Below are 18,143 nucleotides of genomic sequence, written 5' to 3' on the forward strand. Positions count from 1 at the left end.
TACAAGACAAAAAAAAATACTTTTGATTCTGTAATTGCTGCCAATACTGGTTATTTCCACCTTATCCTCTTGGAATTGTTTAAAACCGGCTATTATAAATTCTATAGATTACGCCGTTGAGTTAGTTGGAGAGATATTGATAGGTAATAATCACCTTTTATCTGGAGATTTATTATTCTATAAGCATCCTAAGATATAACTCCATTATAATAAGCTTGTCTCATCTGGCATAAGGCATTTAGCCGGTAAACTATCAAAGTAATCTTCTTGTTTTTTCAAAATAAATGTGCGCCTATTTCACGCACTACTCCTATAGAACATAGAACATTACGAGAAAATCCAAGAATTACTCCATGATTATACCTTTTTTCCCACATGGAAAGAAGGTCGGCATTCAACACCATACAATACTTATTTGTATTAAGTTTACTACTTACTACCATTCTTTTATCTATCAACATTCAACAAATTCTGGGGCGTCACTGTTCACTATACTATTCTTTTCCCGCAGACTAGCGCAGCACCTCACATGAGTGGGGTCTAAACCCCACAAGCTTGAAAGAAAAGTTTATGTCGGAATTGGTTCCAACTTAACCTAAACATCTGATGCCCATATGATACCGAAATAACTAAAAGGCTCATTAAACGTCGTTACATTTGTATCAGATTCGATTGGTTTATTTGCCGTAGAGTTGGTAGTATTGCAAATATGAGCTGTTATAGTTGAGCCATGATTGATAAATAAGTCTTTCCCACCTGAACCTGAGACAGTTGCGTTTGATACGTTAACATGTGAACCGTAATCGCAGACAACTCCATGACCTACCTTTGCCGTCACAGTTCCAGTAACTGTTGACATGTTCGCATCAACTCTCGAACCACTTGTAACTTCAATTCCTCTGCTAATACAACCAATTGCCGAACCCATATAAAATTCAACTGAACTTCCTCTATCGGCTTTGACACCAATCTCAGAACCGTCAACAATAGCCTCCCGACCATTTATTGTGCCAAGCTGTGAAGCAAAAAGCCCCGCAGTTCCACAATTTTTCGCACTAACCGAATAAGCATTCACAACGCTACCTGAAAGAGAATAAACACCGTAAACTCCACAATCGTTAACTTGCGCTCCTCTGCCGTCAACAATACCGCTATTTGTCCCTCTTATTCCGTGACGGCCACAATTATTAGCTATCCCACCTCTGAATGATACCTTGCCACCATGAGCTCCCTGTACTCCATAAGTGAGTGAGTTACTAACATCTGAACCTTCAGCAAATACTTGACCACCCCAGGCAAAAATGCCAGCTCCGCCACTTTCAGAACTGCCATCTTGTGAAGCGTCAGTGAATATCCCGCCTTCTGCATGTACAACAGATCCACCTGTAACGTATAGATTAGTAGTTCCTGCATGGGTGAATCCGCAACCCGCTTCAACATGCCCTGTGCTTCCGTTATCTAAATACCACCCATTGGTACACTTACCCTGTCCGTTAATGATGGTTGCAAGAATAGGTGCTCGGCAGTTATTAAATTTTGCAAAAATGACCTTAGGAAAAGTTTCACTTAATAAAACCTCGTTGTCTGTACTAACGATTCGAAAGTGGCTATAATCCCCGTTACGTAAAGACAAAGCTTCCTTAATTTGATACCCACTCTCTATATTCAATAGAATAGTAACACCATGTTTGACTTTCTTTTCGCTTAATTTTGTAATAGCCTTTTGTAAGTTTGGAAAATCAGTTGGTATGTTAAAAGTAATGGTTTCAAATTGCACTCTTTGGGCCAACTGTTCATTTATATTTCTAATTTTATCAGAGATATTCTTCCCATCTATATCCAAAACCATCCTTGCATCTGTCTTTAATAAATTAACGCTTTCTCCTTCCCTTTTGACCGAGTATCCAAAAAAGAAAGCTAGAATCCAAATTAATATATTTACCAGGAATCTCCTTCGAAACAAAATAATCACCTCTCATTTACTATACTTCAATTCTTGTTTCCAGATAAAGCCCCAGATAAAACTATTGAAACAACCTCAATTTCTTTTAGTAACTTATTAGCGTTAAATAAAACAATTGTAACCCCGTTGGGATTTGGCAATGTGTCTGAGTACCCTGCTAATCTAGCAATCTTTGCTACCTGACACCTTTAGTCATTCGGTCCCTTTCTACAATAAGTACATCCTATAATAAAATTTGCAAGTTAAATGCGGCTTTCTGTCCTATTTACAAATTATTTCAAGTCACAAAGTGGAGAAAAATAACAAAAAACGCTTAATTAATACCATTCTCAACCATTACATAACAACGATTGAAATAGCATAATCACAGAGTTTTTATTTTAAGAGCGTATCAGAAAAAAATCAAACCCCTACCTACAGTTTAAGAAACTCATGGCTTTCGGTTAACTGTAACCTTGCTACTTTATCTACAGGCGTCCACTGTTTTCCTTCCCTTTCATCTACTTGAACAATGAAAAAAGGTAAGAGAATGTATATGTTGAATGTAGATAAGAGACAAAAATAGTGGGAAGTCTGACTGTAGCAGTCGCACTTGGGATGCTCCTTACAACCAATGGTACATTTTGATCTTCCTCCGCAATATTTATTACCTCCCACTAGTGTGTCTTAAAGATTTGTTAATTAAAGTTTAACCCTAAAGTTAATATATTTTATGCTATAATTCAAATGGTTTATCAATACAATACAGGAGGATCTAAAATGAAAGGAAAATTAGTCGCTCTATTATTAGTAGTATCTTTGATTGTTATATCTGGTTGTAGTAATGAAACAGCTAAAAATGAAGAATCACAAGAAAATTCGAATAGTACTGAGGAAAAGACCGAACCAGAAAAAAGCACAAATAGTATTGAACCCAAGTTTGTTAACGTAATGATTGAAAAAGTAGATAGTTCAAATTTTTATGTAGTTACTACCGCAGATGGCGAAGAATTGAGTTATGCATATTATGTATCGAAAGATGGAGAGATAATTGATAAATTCGAGTACAAACGGGATGCCCATTTTTCATACACTGTAAAGGAGCCAGGTTCATATAAAGTAACGGTGTACATTAAAGATCGAAATGGCAATACAGCTAAAAGCTATTCAACTGAAGTTCAGATGGAGATGTAGGGATATCACCTATTTACTATCAATAGAAATTATTAATTAAGAGCCGAGAGATATCTCGGTTTTTTATTTCCTTTTTAATTTATATGTTTCCTTAGGTTGATACCCAAAATTTACACATGTTTGTTTAGTCACTTTCTTCTAATTGATATTGTAACAAAGCTATAACTGTAATAAACTTTCATTATGCCAATTTAATGTAGAAGGGATTAGTTACGATGATAATTAACGAAAACATATACAGAGATAAACGAAATGTAAAGTATTTGTTTTATAAATCCGCTAAACCAAACCCGAATTTAGCAATTGTTTTTTCTGGCATGCCACCCGTAGGAAAAAAACCTGCGTACAATTATATTAGAACTTTAAATGGTTATGATATCAATCGCCTATATATTTTGGATGACTTTGGTTGCAGAGCAAGTTATTATTTATGCGAAAATAAGGATTATTCAATAGAAGAATCAGTTATTAATTTAATAGATAAAATTAAAGAAGAAAATAATATTAAAAATATTATTTCATGTGGATCTAGTAAGGGTGGGTATGCAGCTCTATATTATGGAATTAAATATGGATTTAATCATGTAATAGCTGGTTCCCCACAAACTTTATTGGGTGAATACCTATTAAATAGAACAAACTCCGAGAACATTGCTACATTTATTTCTGGTGGAGCATCAAACGAACACTCAAATTACTTAGATAGAATATTATTTAAGATAATAGATGAATCTCAGCATAAGCCAAACGTATTTATTCATGTTGGAAAAGAAGAATACCATTATCATGTTCATGTAAAACCCTTAATTAAATTATTAAACGATAAAAAAATTAATAATACATTAGACCTTGGAGATTATAGTGAACATAATGACGTAGGAAAATTCTTTCCAAATATTTTAAAAGAAGAAATAAGCAAAAGTTCAAAAACTCCTTTCATTAAATCTTTTACTAAGACTGAAATGAATAATGAAAGTCAAATTTCTTTTGCTGTCGAGACAGATTCACTAGAAAATCAACTAGCTTGGTATGTCTTCAGAGGAAAGCTAAAGGTTGCTACAATTCCATATTCAAAGATGGATAAGCTGACTTTTGAGTTTAAGGAGAATGGTAATTATCGTGTCAAAGCGTATGTTTTAAATAATTATAAAAACAAAGTAAGTGAAGAAATACAATTTAAAATCTCCCATCCTGAGTTTTCAGTTGAAAATGGTGAAGAATTGTATTTCCTCGAAGAATTTTCAAATTAGGAGTAATGCAATGGAGTCTTTTGACAAGCTAAAATATAACAGAGGATATCTAATAACGACTGAAGATGTAAAGCCACCCCAAGACCATTGGAAGTCTCTTGATATTAAGGAATATAGAATATTCTATGATCCTTTGAATGAAATTAGTTGGAATTTTTCAGGATCAAATTGGGTTTTTATTCTTGGAAATATTCTCGATTTAAAAAATTTCACATCTGAGAAATCACTGATTGTTAAAGAATTATTAAGATCGTTGGAAACTTCCCAGGATCACTTTTTTGATTATATTGATGAACTATCGGGGAGATTTTTGATTTTATATGGCAATGACACCACCGCACGAATTCTTTCTGATGCGACTGGAATGAGAACTATTTTTTATTCGAAAAGTAAAGCTTTCCTTGGTTCGCACTGTGCTTTAGTTCAAGAATATGTGAATTCTCCAGAATCAACTACAGTACAGAGAGAGTGGCTAGGAAAATACACGAGTCAGTTTCTTCCTGGTCATTTCACTCCTTTTGAAGATATTGTATTTTTAACCCCAAATACATTGCTTGATATTAAAAGTACACAGGTTAAAAGGTTCTTTCCAAGAGAGGATATTAAAGAACTCCCAACTGAGACTGTGGTTGAAGAAATTAGTGTATTAGCAAAAAAACAAGTTGAATTATTATCCCAGAAATTTAAATTGTTGCTTTCTTTAACTGCTGGATTAGATAGTAGAACCACTTTATCCTTACTTGGGGATTATAAAGAGCGGTTTGAGTTTTTCACGTATACTAGGAGTACATTTAACGAGTCACTTGACATAGACCAAGAAATAGCAAAGGAAATGGCTGAGAATTTAGGATTGAACCATCATTTTATTATGATTGATCAAGATATGAAAGATAAAGAATTTATTGAACTTACAAAGGTATTAAGAAGAAATACTTTCTCCTCTCACGCATTTAAGTTAGCAAGGATATATCTCTCAAAATTCTCTAAAAAAGAGCATTTGCATATAAGGTCTAACCTTTATGAAATTGGTCGAATGTATTTTAAGAACAATATCAGAAATTTACCTAAAGAATTAACTCCGGAAAGTATGAGTAAGATCTATTCTGTGAAATCTGTAGAAGATCAGAAGGTTATTGAAGCTTTTAACCAATACTATAACCATGTGCAAATGGATAAGATCTTTAACTATGACCCTTATGATTTGTTCTATTGGGAGTATCGAATGGGAACTTGGCATGCTCAGTTATTGTTAGAGAGTGATATTGCCCATGATACTTTTATATTATTTAATTCCAGAAAAATATTGAAGCTACTATTGGCTGTTCCTGAAACAGCTAAAAAAGAGAATACTGTTTTTTACCAATTAATAAGTAAAAATTGGTCGGTGTTAGATTTTTGGAAAATAAATTCTCGTACAAAACTAACTGATTACTATGATAATGAATTTGATGAGTTTGGCCAGATACTTAAGGATATCGAATTTAATAGTGGCTCAGAAGAAAACCCAAATCGCATTGTCCCTTTTAAAACTAAAGTTTTCCCAACAAGGCTTAAATTCCATATTGACTTAGGAGCTCCAAAGAAGGGCGACTATGCAGAAGTGAATATTCCATTAAAGGTTAAAAAGGATGAAACAAATTATTGTATATTGCAAATAAGGTCGCCTTATGAACGAAGAAAAAACCTGGGAAGAATTCACTATGAAGTGTTATTTGATAATCAATTATTATTAAGAGAAGATATTGCTAGTTGGAAAGAGAGCAATCAAATCATTATTAATTGGGTTCCGAAAAGTCCTTCCTGTTCACTAACCATTCGAATAGTAGCAGATAGAAACTGTGAAGATTGGAATTGGGGAAAAATTGCCACTCTACTTATTGAACGAGTAACAACTGGGGTAGCACAAGTTGAAAATAATTTTGAAGTTACTACTTCGAGTCCTTATTCACAGGTATATAGTGATCAAGAAATATTTCAACCGAGTTTTACAATAAATCCAGAATAAGCGTGATAATTAAATCACCTATATTCTTGACCACATTATATGCAAATCACAAGTTTAACTTAGATTTATGTGGGAGGGTTCTGTATTAATACCTAACCCTTTTAAAACTTCACTTAAGATTGCTTTAAAAATCACATATATTATCTTACCTAGTTAGGAATATAAAGGAGCTTTTCAATTAAGTACCCAACAGGGGTGTGATAGTGAGTCGCACATAACCCTAGTTAAAAAAGTAAAAAATTAGTGATAAATTTGTTCTCTACAAGGGCATTGCCTCAATTGGAAATGCCCTCTTTTCTAATCCCTCTTAAATGTAATTATACCCATTATGAAGTAGGCCCCCATTCAACAATGCATATTAACATGCAGTATCTCCTGTTAAAAAACTTAAATAAAAATTAACCAATGTCCCCGTTACGTCCCCCCCAGATAGCAAGAGTTAATTTACAACCAATTCATCAGTAGATTATTCCATAAGCATGCATAATTAAAACGGAAAACGCTTAAATATCTATGACGACGTAGAAGAGCGCATTATCCAAACGGTCATAAGGGAGTTGAAACATCTTTGAAACACAATTTTACAAGTGTGAAAAATATCTACATCATTTAGTGGAAGGACTGATGGGCTTGCCACACCGATTCAAGATTCTTTTGGTCTGGTGGTCTAAATCCGGATGGTGATTCAATTCCCCTATTTTCTGGCTGGAGTAAAAGTTTGTATTTTGATGATGATGGCTTCGCCATGTGTTTTTGAAAACCTTAAATTAATGCAATCCTTCCAAATGTCATTGGTCGAAAAAAATTGTTATTTTCGGTCAGCAAAGCAGGTGTAAAAGCAAATGCCATCTGTTTGAGTATCGCAGAAACCGCCAAAAGTAACGGTGTCGATCTCTTGTATTTGTCAATCGAAAAATCCCCCACTTAAGCATTTAAAATTCCTCCACCTAATTTTTCCAAATAGGCAGAGGAACCTACTTTTTAAAAGGGTAGAACACCCAACGATTCTTCTAATGCAGCTTTTTCCTTTTCCAATTTCTCTATTTCCTTTTTGAGTTCAATAACTTCTTCAAAAAGGCGGTCCATTTTTGTTTGATCATCAATTCCATCTTCATAAGCAGTTCCTTTCCATCTGCACCAATCATTGAAAGTATAGAGGTAATCTTCGTTAATCTGTTCATTGAAGATGGTTGTATTTGATTTGTTTTTTTCCTCGTCTAGCCAGGTTTTATCCAGTTCTTCATCACATTTCAACCCGTATGATTGAAAGTAAAGGGTTACTTCCTCGACCGAAACAATATTCATCTAGTAATCTCCTTTTCCATTTTGCATCTATCTCTTCGAGATGAATCTACATTAATTTTTGCGTCTCAAGCCATTCTTTCGTTTGCTTCATACGATACGAATTACCATTCATATTGACAAGATAGGCCTGATGAGTCAGTCGGTCAATCATAGCTGCTGTCATAACTGGATCTTGAAAGATTTCTTCCCATCTTTCAAACGATAAATTTGTTGTGATAATAGTTGATTTTTGACCTGCCCGAAGGGAAAGATGAGTAAACAATAATTCAGCTCCCTCTTTATCAAACGATATGTAACCCATCTCATCAGCGATCACCAAATCATACTTCTCAAAACGATTTTGGAATGCTCTTAGAGTCTTTTCTGAACGACATTCCTTTAGTTGATTAATTAATAAGGGGACGGTTGTAAACCAAACCTTGTAGCCCTCCTCACAGGCTTTCATACCTAAACCAATTGCCATGTGCGATTTTCCGGTGCCTGGACTTCCTGCTAAAATTAGATTTCTGCCTTCCTTTATAAATTCTAGCGTCCTAAGCTGTTTATATTTTTTTTGAGCATCTTCCGGTAATTCGTATATCAATAAATCTTCCAAGTGCTTTTTATAAGGAAATTCTGCCCGACGGATACGATTATATTGGGCAGTTTCTTGCCGATAGTCCCACTCTTTTTGTAATAATAAAGCCAAAAATTCTTCATAACTGGCATCTTTTTGAGAAGCCTCTTTTATTTGCTCTTGAACGCATTGACGAATAATAGGCAGCTTCAAATCCTTACTAAAGTTAAATATATCTTCTATCCAATCCTTTGGCTTACTCATGCGATGGCCTCCTCTTTTCCTACTGCTTCTGTCTGAAATAACTCATCATACAATTTGAGATTCGACTTGGCATAATCTTTAATATCCTTTGTTTCTTTTGATTTAGGAACAGAGGAGAGCACTTTATTCTTGTTTTTAGCACATAAGATTTTGATTTTATCGGTTGTCACATGGCTTGGATGTATCTTTCTAAGTTCTTCAATACACTGCTCAATTTCACTAAGCGTAGTTTCATCTTTTAAATACTGCATTAACTCTATAAATTCTTTTGTGTGACTGTTATAATAGGTTTCATAAATTGTTTTTATTTTTTTGTCTGCCTGTTGTAATGCTGTGCTACCAGCTAATGCACCAGGCTTTTTCTTTAGCGTTTCTATGTAATGTTCTAGTTGTAAGCTCCATTCATGACAGCCGGTTAGACGAATATGCTCAGCTACTTTTTTCTCTTCATAGAAACATAGAATACGATTTGAGTAGATTTTCACCTTTATAATTTCGCCAACCAAATGATCTGGGACCGAGTAGTGGCTTTGATCAATGACTACCGTTGAATACTTGTCGACTCGCACGTTTTGGATTCGTGCTGCATCAAACGGATGGGGAAGATGGAGGAAGTTTTTGTGTTCCTGTTTTAAACACTCCTCGGCAGTCTGGTTTTGTTGGGATGGCTGTGGTTTTCGGTTACGCTTCTTACAAATCTCAAGCAAGTATTGGTTTGCTTCCTCTAAAGTTTCAAATGTATCACGAAAAGCGAATGCTTTTCTACGAATCACTTCCACGCTACGCTCTACATGGCCTTTTTCATTTCCACGACGTACATTACAGAAACGGTATCCAAATCCATAGTATATAGAAAGCTTTAATAAACCTTCTGTAGGTTCCTTTTCTGTACCAACAAATCGTTTAACAGCTACTTTCATATTGTCATAGACCATTGTTTTATACACACCACCAACCTCATTAAAAAACAAAGCGTGTGCCTCTTGAAAACATTCCATTTTCTGTTTGTTAAATAAAAATGCCATTCTGTAATTTCCAAAAGCTGAAGTAAATAATGCCATTTGGAGTTTTGTCCACTTTCCGTTTATCTTAAGTTTCACTTCACCCCAATCAAACTCGCATATGTCCCCAGGATCGTATGATCCTTTTACATAAGCCTCTTTGGTTGTTTTTTCAATTTTCCTAATGGTCCGTAGGACTGTACTGTAACTGACTTCCACACCTTCTGCTTCTAAAGCTTCAAAAATATCAATTGGTTTCTTTAGCTGTTTTCGGAGACCTTTCCTACGCTTTTCATCATTGGCCTGAAGATGACCGATAACCTTTAATTCTATTTCCTTTGTCATTACTCGCTTTGGTCGAATGCCAACTTTATATTTAGGCGCTTCTACGAGTTCTTGAATTAGTTCCCCTGTAGGTACACTATCATTGGATTGTTCAATTTCTTGCTGCTTACTTTCATATTCTTTGATATATTTACTGTTTTTGACACCCTTAAATAACCGAAAGTTGACGGTATTGCCTGTCCAGAAGTAGTCGATTATAATGTCCGTATATGATTCGAAAAATTTCGACATTTTATTCTGGAGAAAGGAAAAGACGCCTCCCATAATGTATAACTGCGCCAACAGTTATACGGGAGACGTCCCACCAAAAAGTATATGATTATTGTATCAGATTATCAGCTGATTGAAAACATACTTACTGGAGTTTTTAGTTAGGGGTGCGGGTAGGATTCCTTCTCCATGTTGTGGGAAAGTCATGTTGGTTATAGGAACTAAGAATAGAAAAGCCATGGATCATTCAGGACAGAGTAAGACCTATAACATCCGGAGGCTGAGGTGCACTAACTGCTGTACCATTCATCATGAACTGCCGGATTTATTGGTTCCTTATAAACGCTATGAATCCGAATGTATTGAAAGCGTTCTTACGAACCCATCCAACCACACTATTCCAGCCGATGATTCTACTATTTCGAGGTGGAATGGCTGGTTTCATGAGTTTGTGGATTATTGGGTTGGTTGCTTAACTTCCATCATGATTAGAACCAGTCAAGGAAACATCCCCCAGGATCTTACGTCCAAAGGTTCAGGGACTGCACTTCAAAGGCTAGGACGCTTGGCAGGAGATGCCAATGGATGGCTGACAAGAATTGTCCGCCCTATTGTAAATATTAATTTTTGGGTACATACCCGTTCTGCATTCATTGTCCAATAACCCCTGATTTACACTCATGTTAGAAACATAAAGGAGAGAGTATTCATGAGAAATCATAAGAAATCAGAGGAGTTGGCAGTGCAGCGTTTTCAGCTGACATCCCCTTTATTGGCAGCGGGGCTTGATGCTGGAAAAGTAAAGGAGCTAAAAGACCAGATAGCGAAGGCAAGCGGTCTTTCAGAAAGAACCATTAGGCGATATCTGGCTCAATTTCGTGAAGAGGGATTTGGAGGATTGAAGCCACAAGGGAGAAAAGTTTCTCGGAAGTCAGAAGCTATTCCTTCTCATATATTGGAACAGGCAATCCTTCTTCGAAAGGAAGTGCCAAACCGTAGTGTGGCGCAGATCATCCAGATTCTAGAATGGGAAGGATTAACTGAACCAGGACAAATCAAAAGGTCTACTCTTCAAGAAAAACTAACGGAAAAAGGTTACAGTACACGACATATGCGTCTCTATTCTCAATCCGGAGTAGCTGCCCGAAGATTTCAGAAACGGCATCGGAACCAACTTTGGCAATCAGATATTAAATACGGTCCTTATTTGCCTATTGGTCCAAATGGGATCAAGAAACAGGTTTACCTAGTCGCTTTTATTGATGATGCAACCAGGTTAGTGGTTCATGCAGCCTTCTATCCGACTCTGGATTCAAGAATCATTGAAGATGCCTTCCGGCAGGCAATCCAAAAGTACGGTGTTCCAGAAGCCGTTTATTTTGATAATGGAAAGCAGTATCGAACCAAATGGATGTCCCGTACATGTTCTAAAATAGGCACCCGCCTTTCTTACACTAAGCCGTATGCAGCTGAATCCAAGGGTAAAATTGAAAGGTTTAATAGAGTTATAGATTCATTTATCAGTGAAGCTGTCATTGAGAAACCAAACACTTTAGATCGTCTGAATGAACTTTTTCAGGTGTGGCTGACAGAGTGCTATCAGAATAAACCTCACTCTGCACTTGAAGAGAAAATCAGCCCGGAAACGGCTTTCCGTTCCGATAGAAAAGCGATTCGCTTTATTGGTGAGGAAACGTTAAGCAATGCATTTCTTCACTGTGAAACAAGGAAGGTTGATAAATCAGGGTGTATCAGTTTCATGGATCAAAAATATGAGGTGGGCTTGGCATTCATTGGACGAAAGGTTGATGTAGTTTATGACCCTGCAAATATCGAAGAGCTTACCATTGAGTTCGAGGATTATACTCCTTGGAAGGCCAAGGAGCTTGTCATTGGGGAAAGAGCTGGGAAACGTCCTGAATTACCTGAGCACCTGCAGGTGCAGAGTGTTGAATCTTCAAGACTACTAAAAGCAGCTGAACGAAAGAACCAGGATCGTCAAATCGAACAGAAACCTGCCGTAACCTTCCGTGCCGTCTGGAAGGAGGATGACTCTCGTGTTTGAAGCATTCTATGAAATGGAAAATACCCCGTTCACACGGGATTTGCCAACGAATCAGCTTTACGATTCTTCCATGATGCAAGAAATCCTTGGAAGGCTTAAATATGCAGCTGAAAGACAGCTTTTTGCAGTCCTAAGTGGGGATAGTGGTACTGGAAAGACAACGACAATCCGTAGGTTTGTAGATAGGTTGGACAAAGGAAAGTTCCACGTCCTTTATTTATCCGACTCCAAATTAACACCTCGTCATTTTTACAAAGGTCTTTTAGAACAACTAGGTTCAGAAGCAAAGTTTTATCGGGGAGATGCGAAACGACAGCTTCATCGAGAAATTGAATTGATGAAAGGCATACGAGGGCTACAGCCTGTAGTGGTAGTGGATGAAGCTCACCTTTTGGACCGGGAAATGCTTGAAGAAGTTAGATTCTTACTAAACTTCAAAATGGATTCGCAAAGTCCGATGGCGCTAATTCTAGTCGGTCAAAGTGAATTGTGGGATCGACTACGCCTCCAGTCATACGCGGCGATACGCCAAAGAATCGATATCCAATTCCAGTTAGGACATCTCGACCGTGCTCAGGTTGAGGAGTATGTTTCCAGGCATCTTCGTTATGCAGGTGTTGAACAACCCATCTTTTCTGATGGGGCGCTTGACGAAATCCATCGGTTCTCTGGTGGTGCCGCAAGGCTCATTAATAAACTCTGTACACATAGCCTTCTGTATGGCTCACAAAATGGCCGAAGAATCATTGATGATCACATGATTAAGCAAGTCATCCAGGGGGAACTTTCATGAAAAGCCGCTGGAAAGAAATGAACTACAATGAAAAGCTGGATTGTTGGGTTGTGATTTGGGGAGATAATTCAGGTTATAAAATGCACTGTGGTGAATGGTTTGATCTTCATCTAGGAAATGGAAAGATTCTTTCTTGCCGTTTGGAACTGGGCAGAGACTGGTACATTCTTACCGGTCGAAATGATGTTAGGTTTTACCTTAAGAAAAATGAAACCTATATGGTTGATTTGTAAAATAATTGGGGAAGCAAAGGGCTGCTTCCCCATCTTGGACAGTGAGTCCGTCAGTTTTAGGACAATTAATAACGTCAAATTCACGACATTATAGAACGTCATTAACAATTTACTTACTGTTTTCCGATCAATTCCAGTTACTCTTGCTATCTCTCTTTGAGATTTCCCCTCCCTTAGGTACATTAGTAATACATCTTGTTTCTTATTCAAATCTATCATCGCCCCAGTCTCCCCACGTTGAAATAACAGTATTTCGTCATGGGTTATTATAAACCAGGTGGGGGAGTTTTCAATGACTACGGTGGCCCACTTTTAGATTATCAAATACATCTCTACCACTACATACAGAAACTTTTGACGTATCTCCCAAAACTGGGCATCCATCAAAACCCTGAAATTTTAAATTAATACATGACCTGGTCAAAAATGATATAAATGGAATGTAGTGGATATAAAAATTAGCCGTTTAATCGATGAGAAAAATTCGTGAAATACGGTTATTCGATGCGTACCGGTTAGGACGCTTATATTTTATTGTTAAGGCTTACCATGTAGCCATAAAAACATCCACAATGACAAAAAGGATCATACTAAGGGTAAAGTGACCTTAGTATAATCCTTTTTGGTTGAAAAATCATTGAGTAAATCTTTCCTAATGTTGACCCTTTTGTTGAAGCTGACTTTCTTCCCCTTCGAAAAACTCTGGTGCTTCTTCTGTATTGCCATAATGATGAAGAATGGCTTGTACAATTCATTAAAGAGTCTTTTCCATCCAGAGTTCGATACCTTAGCCATCTTTCATACTTTTCTGGATTCGTAAGAAATGTTTTACACATTATTGATAAATGTTCTCTTCTTCAGTACCTGCAAGCCCCAAAGTACCTGCTCAACTCCCTCTGGTGGGTTTCGGGACGGTGAAAACTTATTGCAAATACGTAGACCAGCTCAACGTGACCAACTGAGACATGATTGCAAAAAGCAACAGTACTTGCCATAACAGTAGTAGACTTATCCCATGAACTAAACCAAAATTCATTTTTACTTATTTCATAATTTCGTCAAACCTTCTACCACCCTAGCCGTTACTACCGTATGTCAAATTCCGGTTGGATGGGACCTCCCGAAGATATTCATGATTTTACTATGTTATCAATACATATTTCTCTTTTTAAGTATAGTTATAACCCTACAACTTATCTAAATCCCTAAACCTGCTAAAGATATTATTGCTATGTCCTGATTTGTATCGACTATTATTTCATAATCCTCCATTAAGAAATAATAATAACAATCATCCTCTGATTGCAAAGAAGCCCCTTCCTTTAATTCATTCCATTGATCCTCATCAGTAGCAAAGTTTCTAACTGTAATGGAATTGGCTATTTTGTCTTGATTGATATTATATTCTGCGCTGTAGGTTGAATAAGTAAGCGTCTCCCTGCCATCTTCAAATACCTCCTCATCGGATAAACCGATGAGGGTAGACCTGACCATATCAGCTTCTGCATTTAAAAACGTACGGAAATATTCATTCGCATTGGCAAACCGCTCAGGAAATAATGGGAGGAAATCATTCATATCTATATCAGATTCCGGTATTGCTAACTCCTCATCCTCTAGTTTTACATTATCTTGACTAACGTATCCTATTAATTCATCTTTTTGAACTTTATAGGAATTTTCTACTTGCTCAAGTACCTTTACTTCTTCTGCAAATAAGAGTTCCCCTATTGAATTTTTCAATTGGTATTCTTCGAATACCATTGTTTGCCCTTCAATAACAAAACCATTTGTATTCACTTCCGTTGCAATTATCTCAACCGGAGCTACTTCATCTCTAAAAGCTTTTTCGCTTTCCTTAGAAGTTTTACCCGTTTTTACAGGTTCAAGGTACTTTTCAAGACTTTGTACTGGTTTTAATCCAAACATAAAAGAAGCACTTATGATTGCCCCAAGCAATAAAAAAATTACTTGAGTAGTAAACCACTTGTTCTCTTTAGTTGATGATACATCCTTCTTCCTTTTTACCCGTTGTGCGTTTCTTCCTAATGGGTTAAATTCATTCGAAGTAGGCTCATCACTATTCTGGGAATCCAGCATTTTTTTTCTATAGTCTTTTTTCTCGCTCTCACTTAAAGAGTTAAAGTCTTTAATAAATTGTTTGTATTTCTTTATTACAATGTTTGCTTCATCAAACAGTTCAATCTTACCAAAATGAACCCACATTACTCGGTTACAAAAGGCCTCAATTTGTGATAACGAGTGACTAATGAATATAATGGTCTTCCCTTGGCTTTTAAATTCATTCATCTTATTAAGACACTTCTGATAAAACGTTTGGTCTCCAACTGATAAAGCTTCATCCACAATAAGAATATCTGGATTTGTATGAATCGATATAGCAAAACCTAAGCGAGATTTCATCCCACTTGAGTAATTTTTCACAGGTTGATCAATAAACTTCCCAATATCAGCAAACTCGATGATCTCAGACTTAAGTCTTTTTATCTCTTCTTTCTTTAGGCCGTGCATTAAACACTTCTGTTCAATATTCTCAAGCCCTGATAATTGATTATTTAACCCAACTGAGATTGCAATTAGGGAAGTCTCTCCATTAATTTCAATAGACCCTGAGGTCGGTGGGATAATTTGGGCAAGTAAGTTCGATAAGGTAGATTTTCCTGAACCATTCAACCCCACTATCCCTATTGCCTCCCCTTCATAAATTTCAAAGGATAGATTTCTAAGTGCATGAAAATCATGTTTTTCTTTCTTGAAGGAGAGGACCTCTAACAACTTATCTGATTGTTTTTTATATAAGTTAAAGCTTTTTGAAACATTAGAAAAACTAATTTTCGGCCTCATTAAATAAGCCTCCGAACTAAATGTAGTCAACGAACTTATGACGGAACTTTATGTGGACTTTTGATCCTATAAGTAAAATAAGAATCGTGATAATCCAAAAATATAGCGTATAGGCAAAATCATCAAAGAACCAGGCCCCGCCAATTAAAGAGTTTCTGAATCCTTCTATAATATAGAAAAACGGATTCAATTTTAGAATATTTAAAAATATAGCAGGTAGGGAATTAACATTCCAAAGAATCGGAAGTAAGAACATCATCATTCTTACAATTGATTGTAGCATCGTTTGAATATCTCTAATAATCATCGTTAGTGTAGATAGTAATAAAGTTAGACCATATAACAAAAGGTATAAACACACTAGATAATAGGGTAATTGTATTAAATAGAGCCCTGAGAAAATGCCGTTAAATAGTAAAATACCTGTTGTAACAAATAGCATGATAAAAAAGGAAAATGAGTTCCCAACAATTTTAATTGACGGTAACACACTGACTGGAAACTTCATCTTTGAAACAAGGTTAATCTTTGTATGGACACTGTTCGCTCCTTGAGTTAATGTAGGCGCTATAAACAACCAAGGTACTAGACCAACTATTAACCATAGGAAAAATGGGGTCTCTCCAACAGGAGATCCCCCTCTGATTCCTATTCCAAAGATAAACCAGTAAATACCTATTTGAAATAGGGGATTCAATATTTGCCATAATGCACCCAAATAATGCATTTTATATTTACTTCTTATTTCATAAAACCCAAGTCTGAAAATCAAATTCAAACTCTGAAGTTGTTCCTTCAATACTTGCCAGACTAAATTCATACAAGGCTAGCTTCCCTCTTTAGATATTCATATAGATTTCCATAGTTCATATACTCAATTTCACCAGTAACTGTTTTAACTACATTTTTTGTATCAAAGATTCTCTTATTATTCATCTTGCTAAGTCCAGCAGCATCAAAAGCTTTAAACTCATTATGGTCTGATAGAATTAGTACTAAATCGGAACCAGATACCGCCTCTTCCATATCTTGAATAACCCAGTCCAATTGAACATGTGGGTCATGTGCTCTTACTTTATATTTATTTTGCTCTTTCAACATTTCTAGAATTTCCATTGCTGGACTTTCACGAATATCATCGACATTTCCTTTGTAAGTTAAACCAAATACCGTTACAACCTTACCATCTACATTTTCCATTAATTTATTCACGTTTTCTACTACATACTCTGGCATAGAAACATTAATTGAACGTGATAGGTCGATTAATTGTGCTGTTTCAGGAGCTTTAGCTACAATAAAGTATGGGTCAACTGCTAAACAGTGTCCACCAACTCCTGGTCCTGGAGTATGAAGATTTACTCGTGGATGTTTATTGGCCATATCAATTACATCCAATGCATTTATTTCAAGTTCATTACAAACCTTAGCTAGTTCATTTGCTAATGCAATGTTTACGTCTCTAAATGTATTTTCCATTAACTTAGACATTTCAGCTGTCTTTGCATTCGTTTTAATGATTTCACCTTTTACAAATGTGCTGTAAACCATCGCTCCAGCCTCTGTACATGCAGGTGTAATCCCGCCGACAATACGGTTGTTATAAATCAATTCATGCATAATTTGTCCTGGTAATACTCTTTCTGGACAATGAACAAGGAAGATATCTTGTCCAACAACAAATCCTGCTTCCTCAACTAATGGTTTCACAACATCATCCATGCTGCGTGGTCCAATTGTTGATTCAACAATAATAACATTACCTTTTTCTACATACGGTAACACTGTTTTCACTGCACTTTCAACGTATGTCAGATCACAAGATTTATATTGGTCGTCATTATTTGGAGTTGGAACGGAAATGATGAAGGCATTCGCTTTTTCCGGCTGCATTGACGCTCTAAAAGTTCCCTTTTCGATTACTTCTTCTAATGCTTCCTGTAATCCTGGTTCTTCAATATGGATCTTTCCGCCGTTCAATGAATCAATTACTTCTTGCTTAACATCTACACCTACAACCTCAACATTGTGCTTTGCAAACATAATTGATGTTGGTAATCCGATGTATCCTAGTCCAATTGTACATAATTTCATAATAAATTCCTCCTAATATAT

General features: G+C 36.2%; 14 protein-coding genes. 7 read left to right on the plus strand and 7 right to left on the minus strand.

Features of this window, described 5'->3' with window-relative positions; translation table 11 throughout:
- Positions 1-595: 595 nt before the first annotated feature.
- Positions 596-1,963: a hypothetical protein gene (locus LG336_RS23705; RefSeq protein WP_404329935.1), complete on the minus strand. Its 1,368-nt coding sequence runs from the start codon at positions 1,961-1,963 to the stop codon at positions 596-598.
- A gap of 759 nt (positions 1,964-2,722) precedes the next feature.
- Between LG336_RS23705 and LG336_RS23710 the strand changes: the two genes are divergently transcribed.
- The 3 genes from LG336_RS23710 to LG336_RS23720 all read left to right on the plus strand — a co-directional run bounded on the left by LG336_RS23710 (position 2,723) and on the right by LG336_RS23720 (position 6,391).
- Positions 2,723-3,136: a triple tyrosine motif-containing protein gene (locus LG336_RS23710; RefSeq protein ID WP_404329936.1), complete on the plus strand. Its 414-nt coding sequence runs from the start codon at positions 2,723-2,725 to the stop codon at positions 3,134-3,136.
- 215 nt (positions 3,137-3,351) lie between these two features.
- On the plus strand, positions 3,352-4,386 hold the full coding sequence (locus LG336_RS23715; RefSeq protein WP_404329937.1) for a Two component regulator three Y domain-containing protein: 1,035 nt from the start codon (positions 3,352-3,354) through the stop codon (positions 4,384-4,386).
- A 10-nt stretch (positions 4,387-4,396) separates the two neighbouring features.
- Positions 4,397-6,391 (plus strand): hypothetical protein, encoded by a 1,995-nt coding sequence (locus tag LG336_RS23720; RefSeq protein ID WP_404329938.1) that lies wholly within the window; start codon positions 4,397-4,399, stop codon positions 6,389-6,391.
- A gap of 981 nt (positions 6,392-7,372) precedes the next feature.
- Here LG336_RS23720 and LG336_RS23725 read toward each other — a convergent pair.
- The 3 genes from LG336_RS23725 to LG336_RS23735 are packed head-to-tail and all read right to left on the minus strand — an operon-like array spanning position 7,373 to position 10,093.
- Positions 7,373-7,696 carry a hypothetical protein gene (locus tag LG336_RS23725; protein ID WP_404329939.1) on the minus strand — a complete coding sequence of 108 codons (324 nt, stop codon included), beginning with the start codon at positions 7,694-7,696 and terminating at the stop codon, positions 7,373-7,375.
- Between the two features lie 46 nt (positions 7,697-7,742).
- The gene (gene istB, locus LG336_RS23730) at positions 7,743-8,516 is read right to left on the minus strand and encodes an IS21-like element helper ATPase IstB (protein ID WP_404329940.1); all 774 of its coding nucleotides are present in this window, start codon (positions 8,514-8,516) and stop codon (positions 7,743-7,745) included.
- Complete coding sequence (locus LG336_RS23735; protein ID WP_404329941.1) at positions 8,513-10,093, minus strand: transposase; 1,581 nt, start codon at positions 10,091-10,093, stop codon at positions 8,513-8,515. Before LG336_RS23735 ends, istB begins: the two co-directional genes overlap by 4 nt.
- A gap of 112 nt (positions 10,094-10,205) precedes the next feature.
- On the opposite strand from LG336_RS23735, the gene LG336_RS23740 reads away from it, so the two are divergent.
- Genes LG336_RS23740 through LG336_RS23755 form a run of 4 tightly spaced genes read left to right on the plus strand, consistent with a single transcriptional unit; the run spans position 10,206 to position 13,163 of the window.
- The gene (locus LG336_RS23740) at positions 10,206-10,736 is read left to right on the plus strand and encodes a DUF6431 domain-containing protein (protein WP_404329942.1); all 531 of its coding nucleotides are present in this window, start codon (positions 10,206-10,208) and stop codon (positions 10,734-10,736) included.
- A 45-nt stretch (positions 10,737-10,781) separates the two neighbouring features.
- On the plus strand, positions 10,782-12,137 hold the full coding sequence (locus LG336_RS23745; RefSeq protein ID WP_404329943.1) for a DDE-type integrase/transposase/recombinase: 1,356 nt from the start codon (positions 10,782-10,784) through the stop codon (positions 12,135-12,137).
- Positions 12,130-12,930 carry an ExeA family protein gene (locus LG336_RS23750; protein ID WP_404329944.1) on the plus strand — a complete coding sequence of 267 codons (801 nt, stop codon included), beginning with the start codon at positions 12,130-12,132 and terminating at the stop codon, positions 12,928-12,930. Before LG336_RS23745 ends, LG336_RS23750 begins: the two co-directional genes overlap by 8 nt.
- Positions 12,927-13,163 (plus strand): DUF5348 domain-containing protein, encoded by a 237-nt coding sequence (locus LG336_RS23755; protein WP_404329945.1) that lies wholly within the window; start codon positions 12,927-12,929, stop codon positions 13,161-13,163. The genes LG336_RS23750 and LG336_RS23755 overlap by 4 nt, the downstream gene beginning before the upstream one ends.
- Before the next feature lie 1,197 nt (positions 13,164-14,360).
- Here the strand turns inward: LG336_RS23755 and LG336_RS23760 are convergent.
- The 3 genes from LG336_RS23760 to LG336_RS23770 are packed head-to-tail and all read right to left on the minus strand — an operon-like array spanning position 14,361 to position 18,122.
- The gene (locus tag LG336_RS23760; RefSeq protein WP_404329946.1) at positions 14,361-16,028 is read right to left on the minus strand and encodes an ABC transporter ATP-binding protein; all 1,668 of its coding nucleotides are present in this window, start codon (positions 16,026-16,028) and stop codon (positions 14,361-14,363) included.
- Positions 16,029-16,044: 16 nt separating this feature from the next.
- Positions 16,045-16,848, minus strand: a complete 804-nt coding sequence (locus LG336_RS23765) for an ABC transporter permease (protein WP_404329947.1) — start codon at positions 16,846-16,848, stop codon at positions 16,045-16,047.
- Positions 16,845-18,122, minus strand: a complete 1,278-nt coding sequence (locus LG336_RS23770) for a nucleotide sugar dehydrogenase (RefSeq protein ID WP_404329948.1) — start codon at positions 18,120-18,122, stop codon at positions 16,845-16,847. Before LG336_RS23770 ends, LG336_RS23765 begins: the two co-directional genes overlap by 4 nt.
- Positions 18,123-18,143 lie beyond the last annotated feature (21 nt).

Source organism: Mesobacillus maritimus, from assembly GCF_044803185.1.
GTDB classification, from domain to species: Bacteria; Bacillota; Bacilli; order Bacillales; family Cytobacillaceae; genus Mesobacillus_B; species Mesobacillus_B maritimus_B.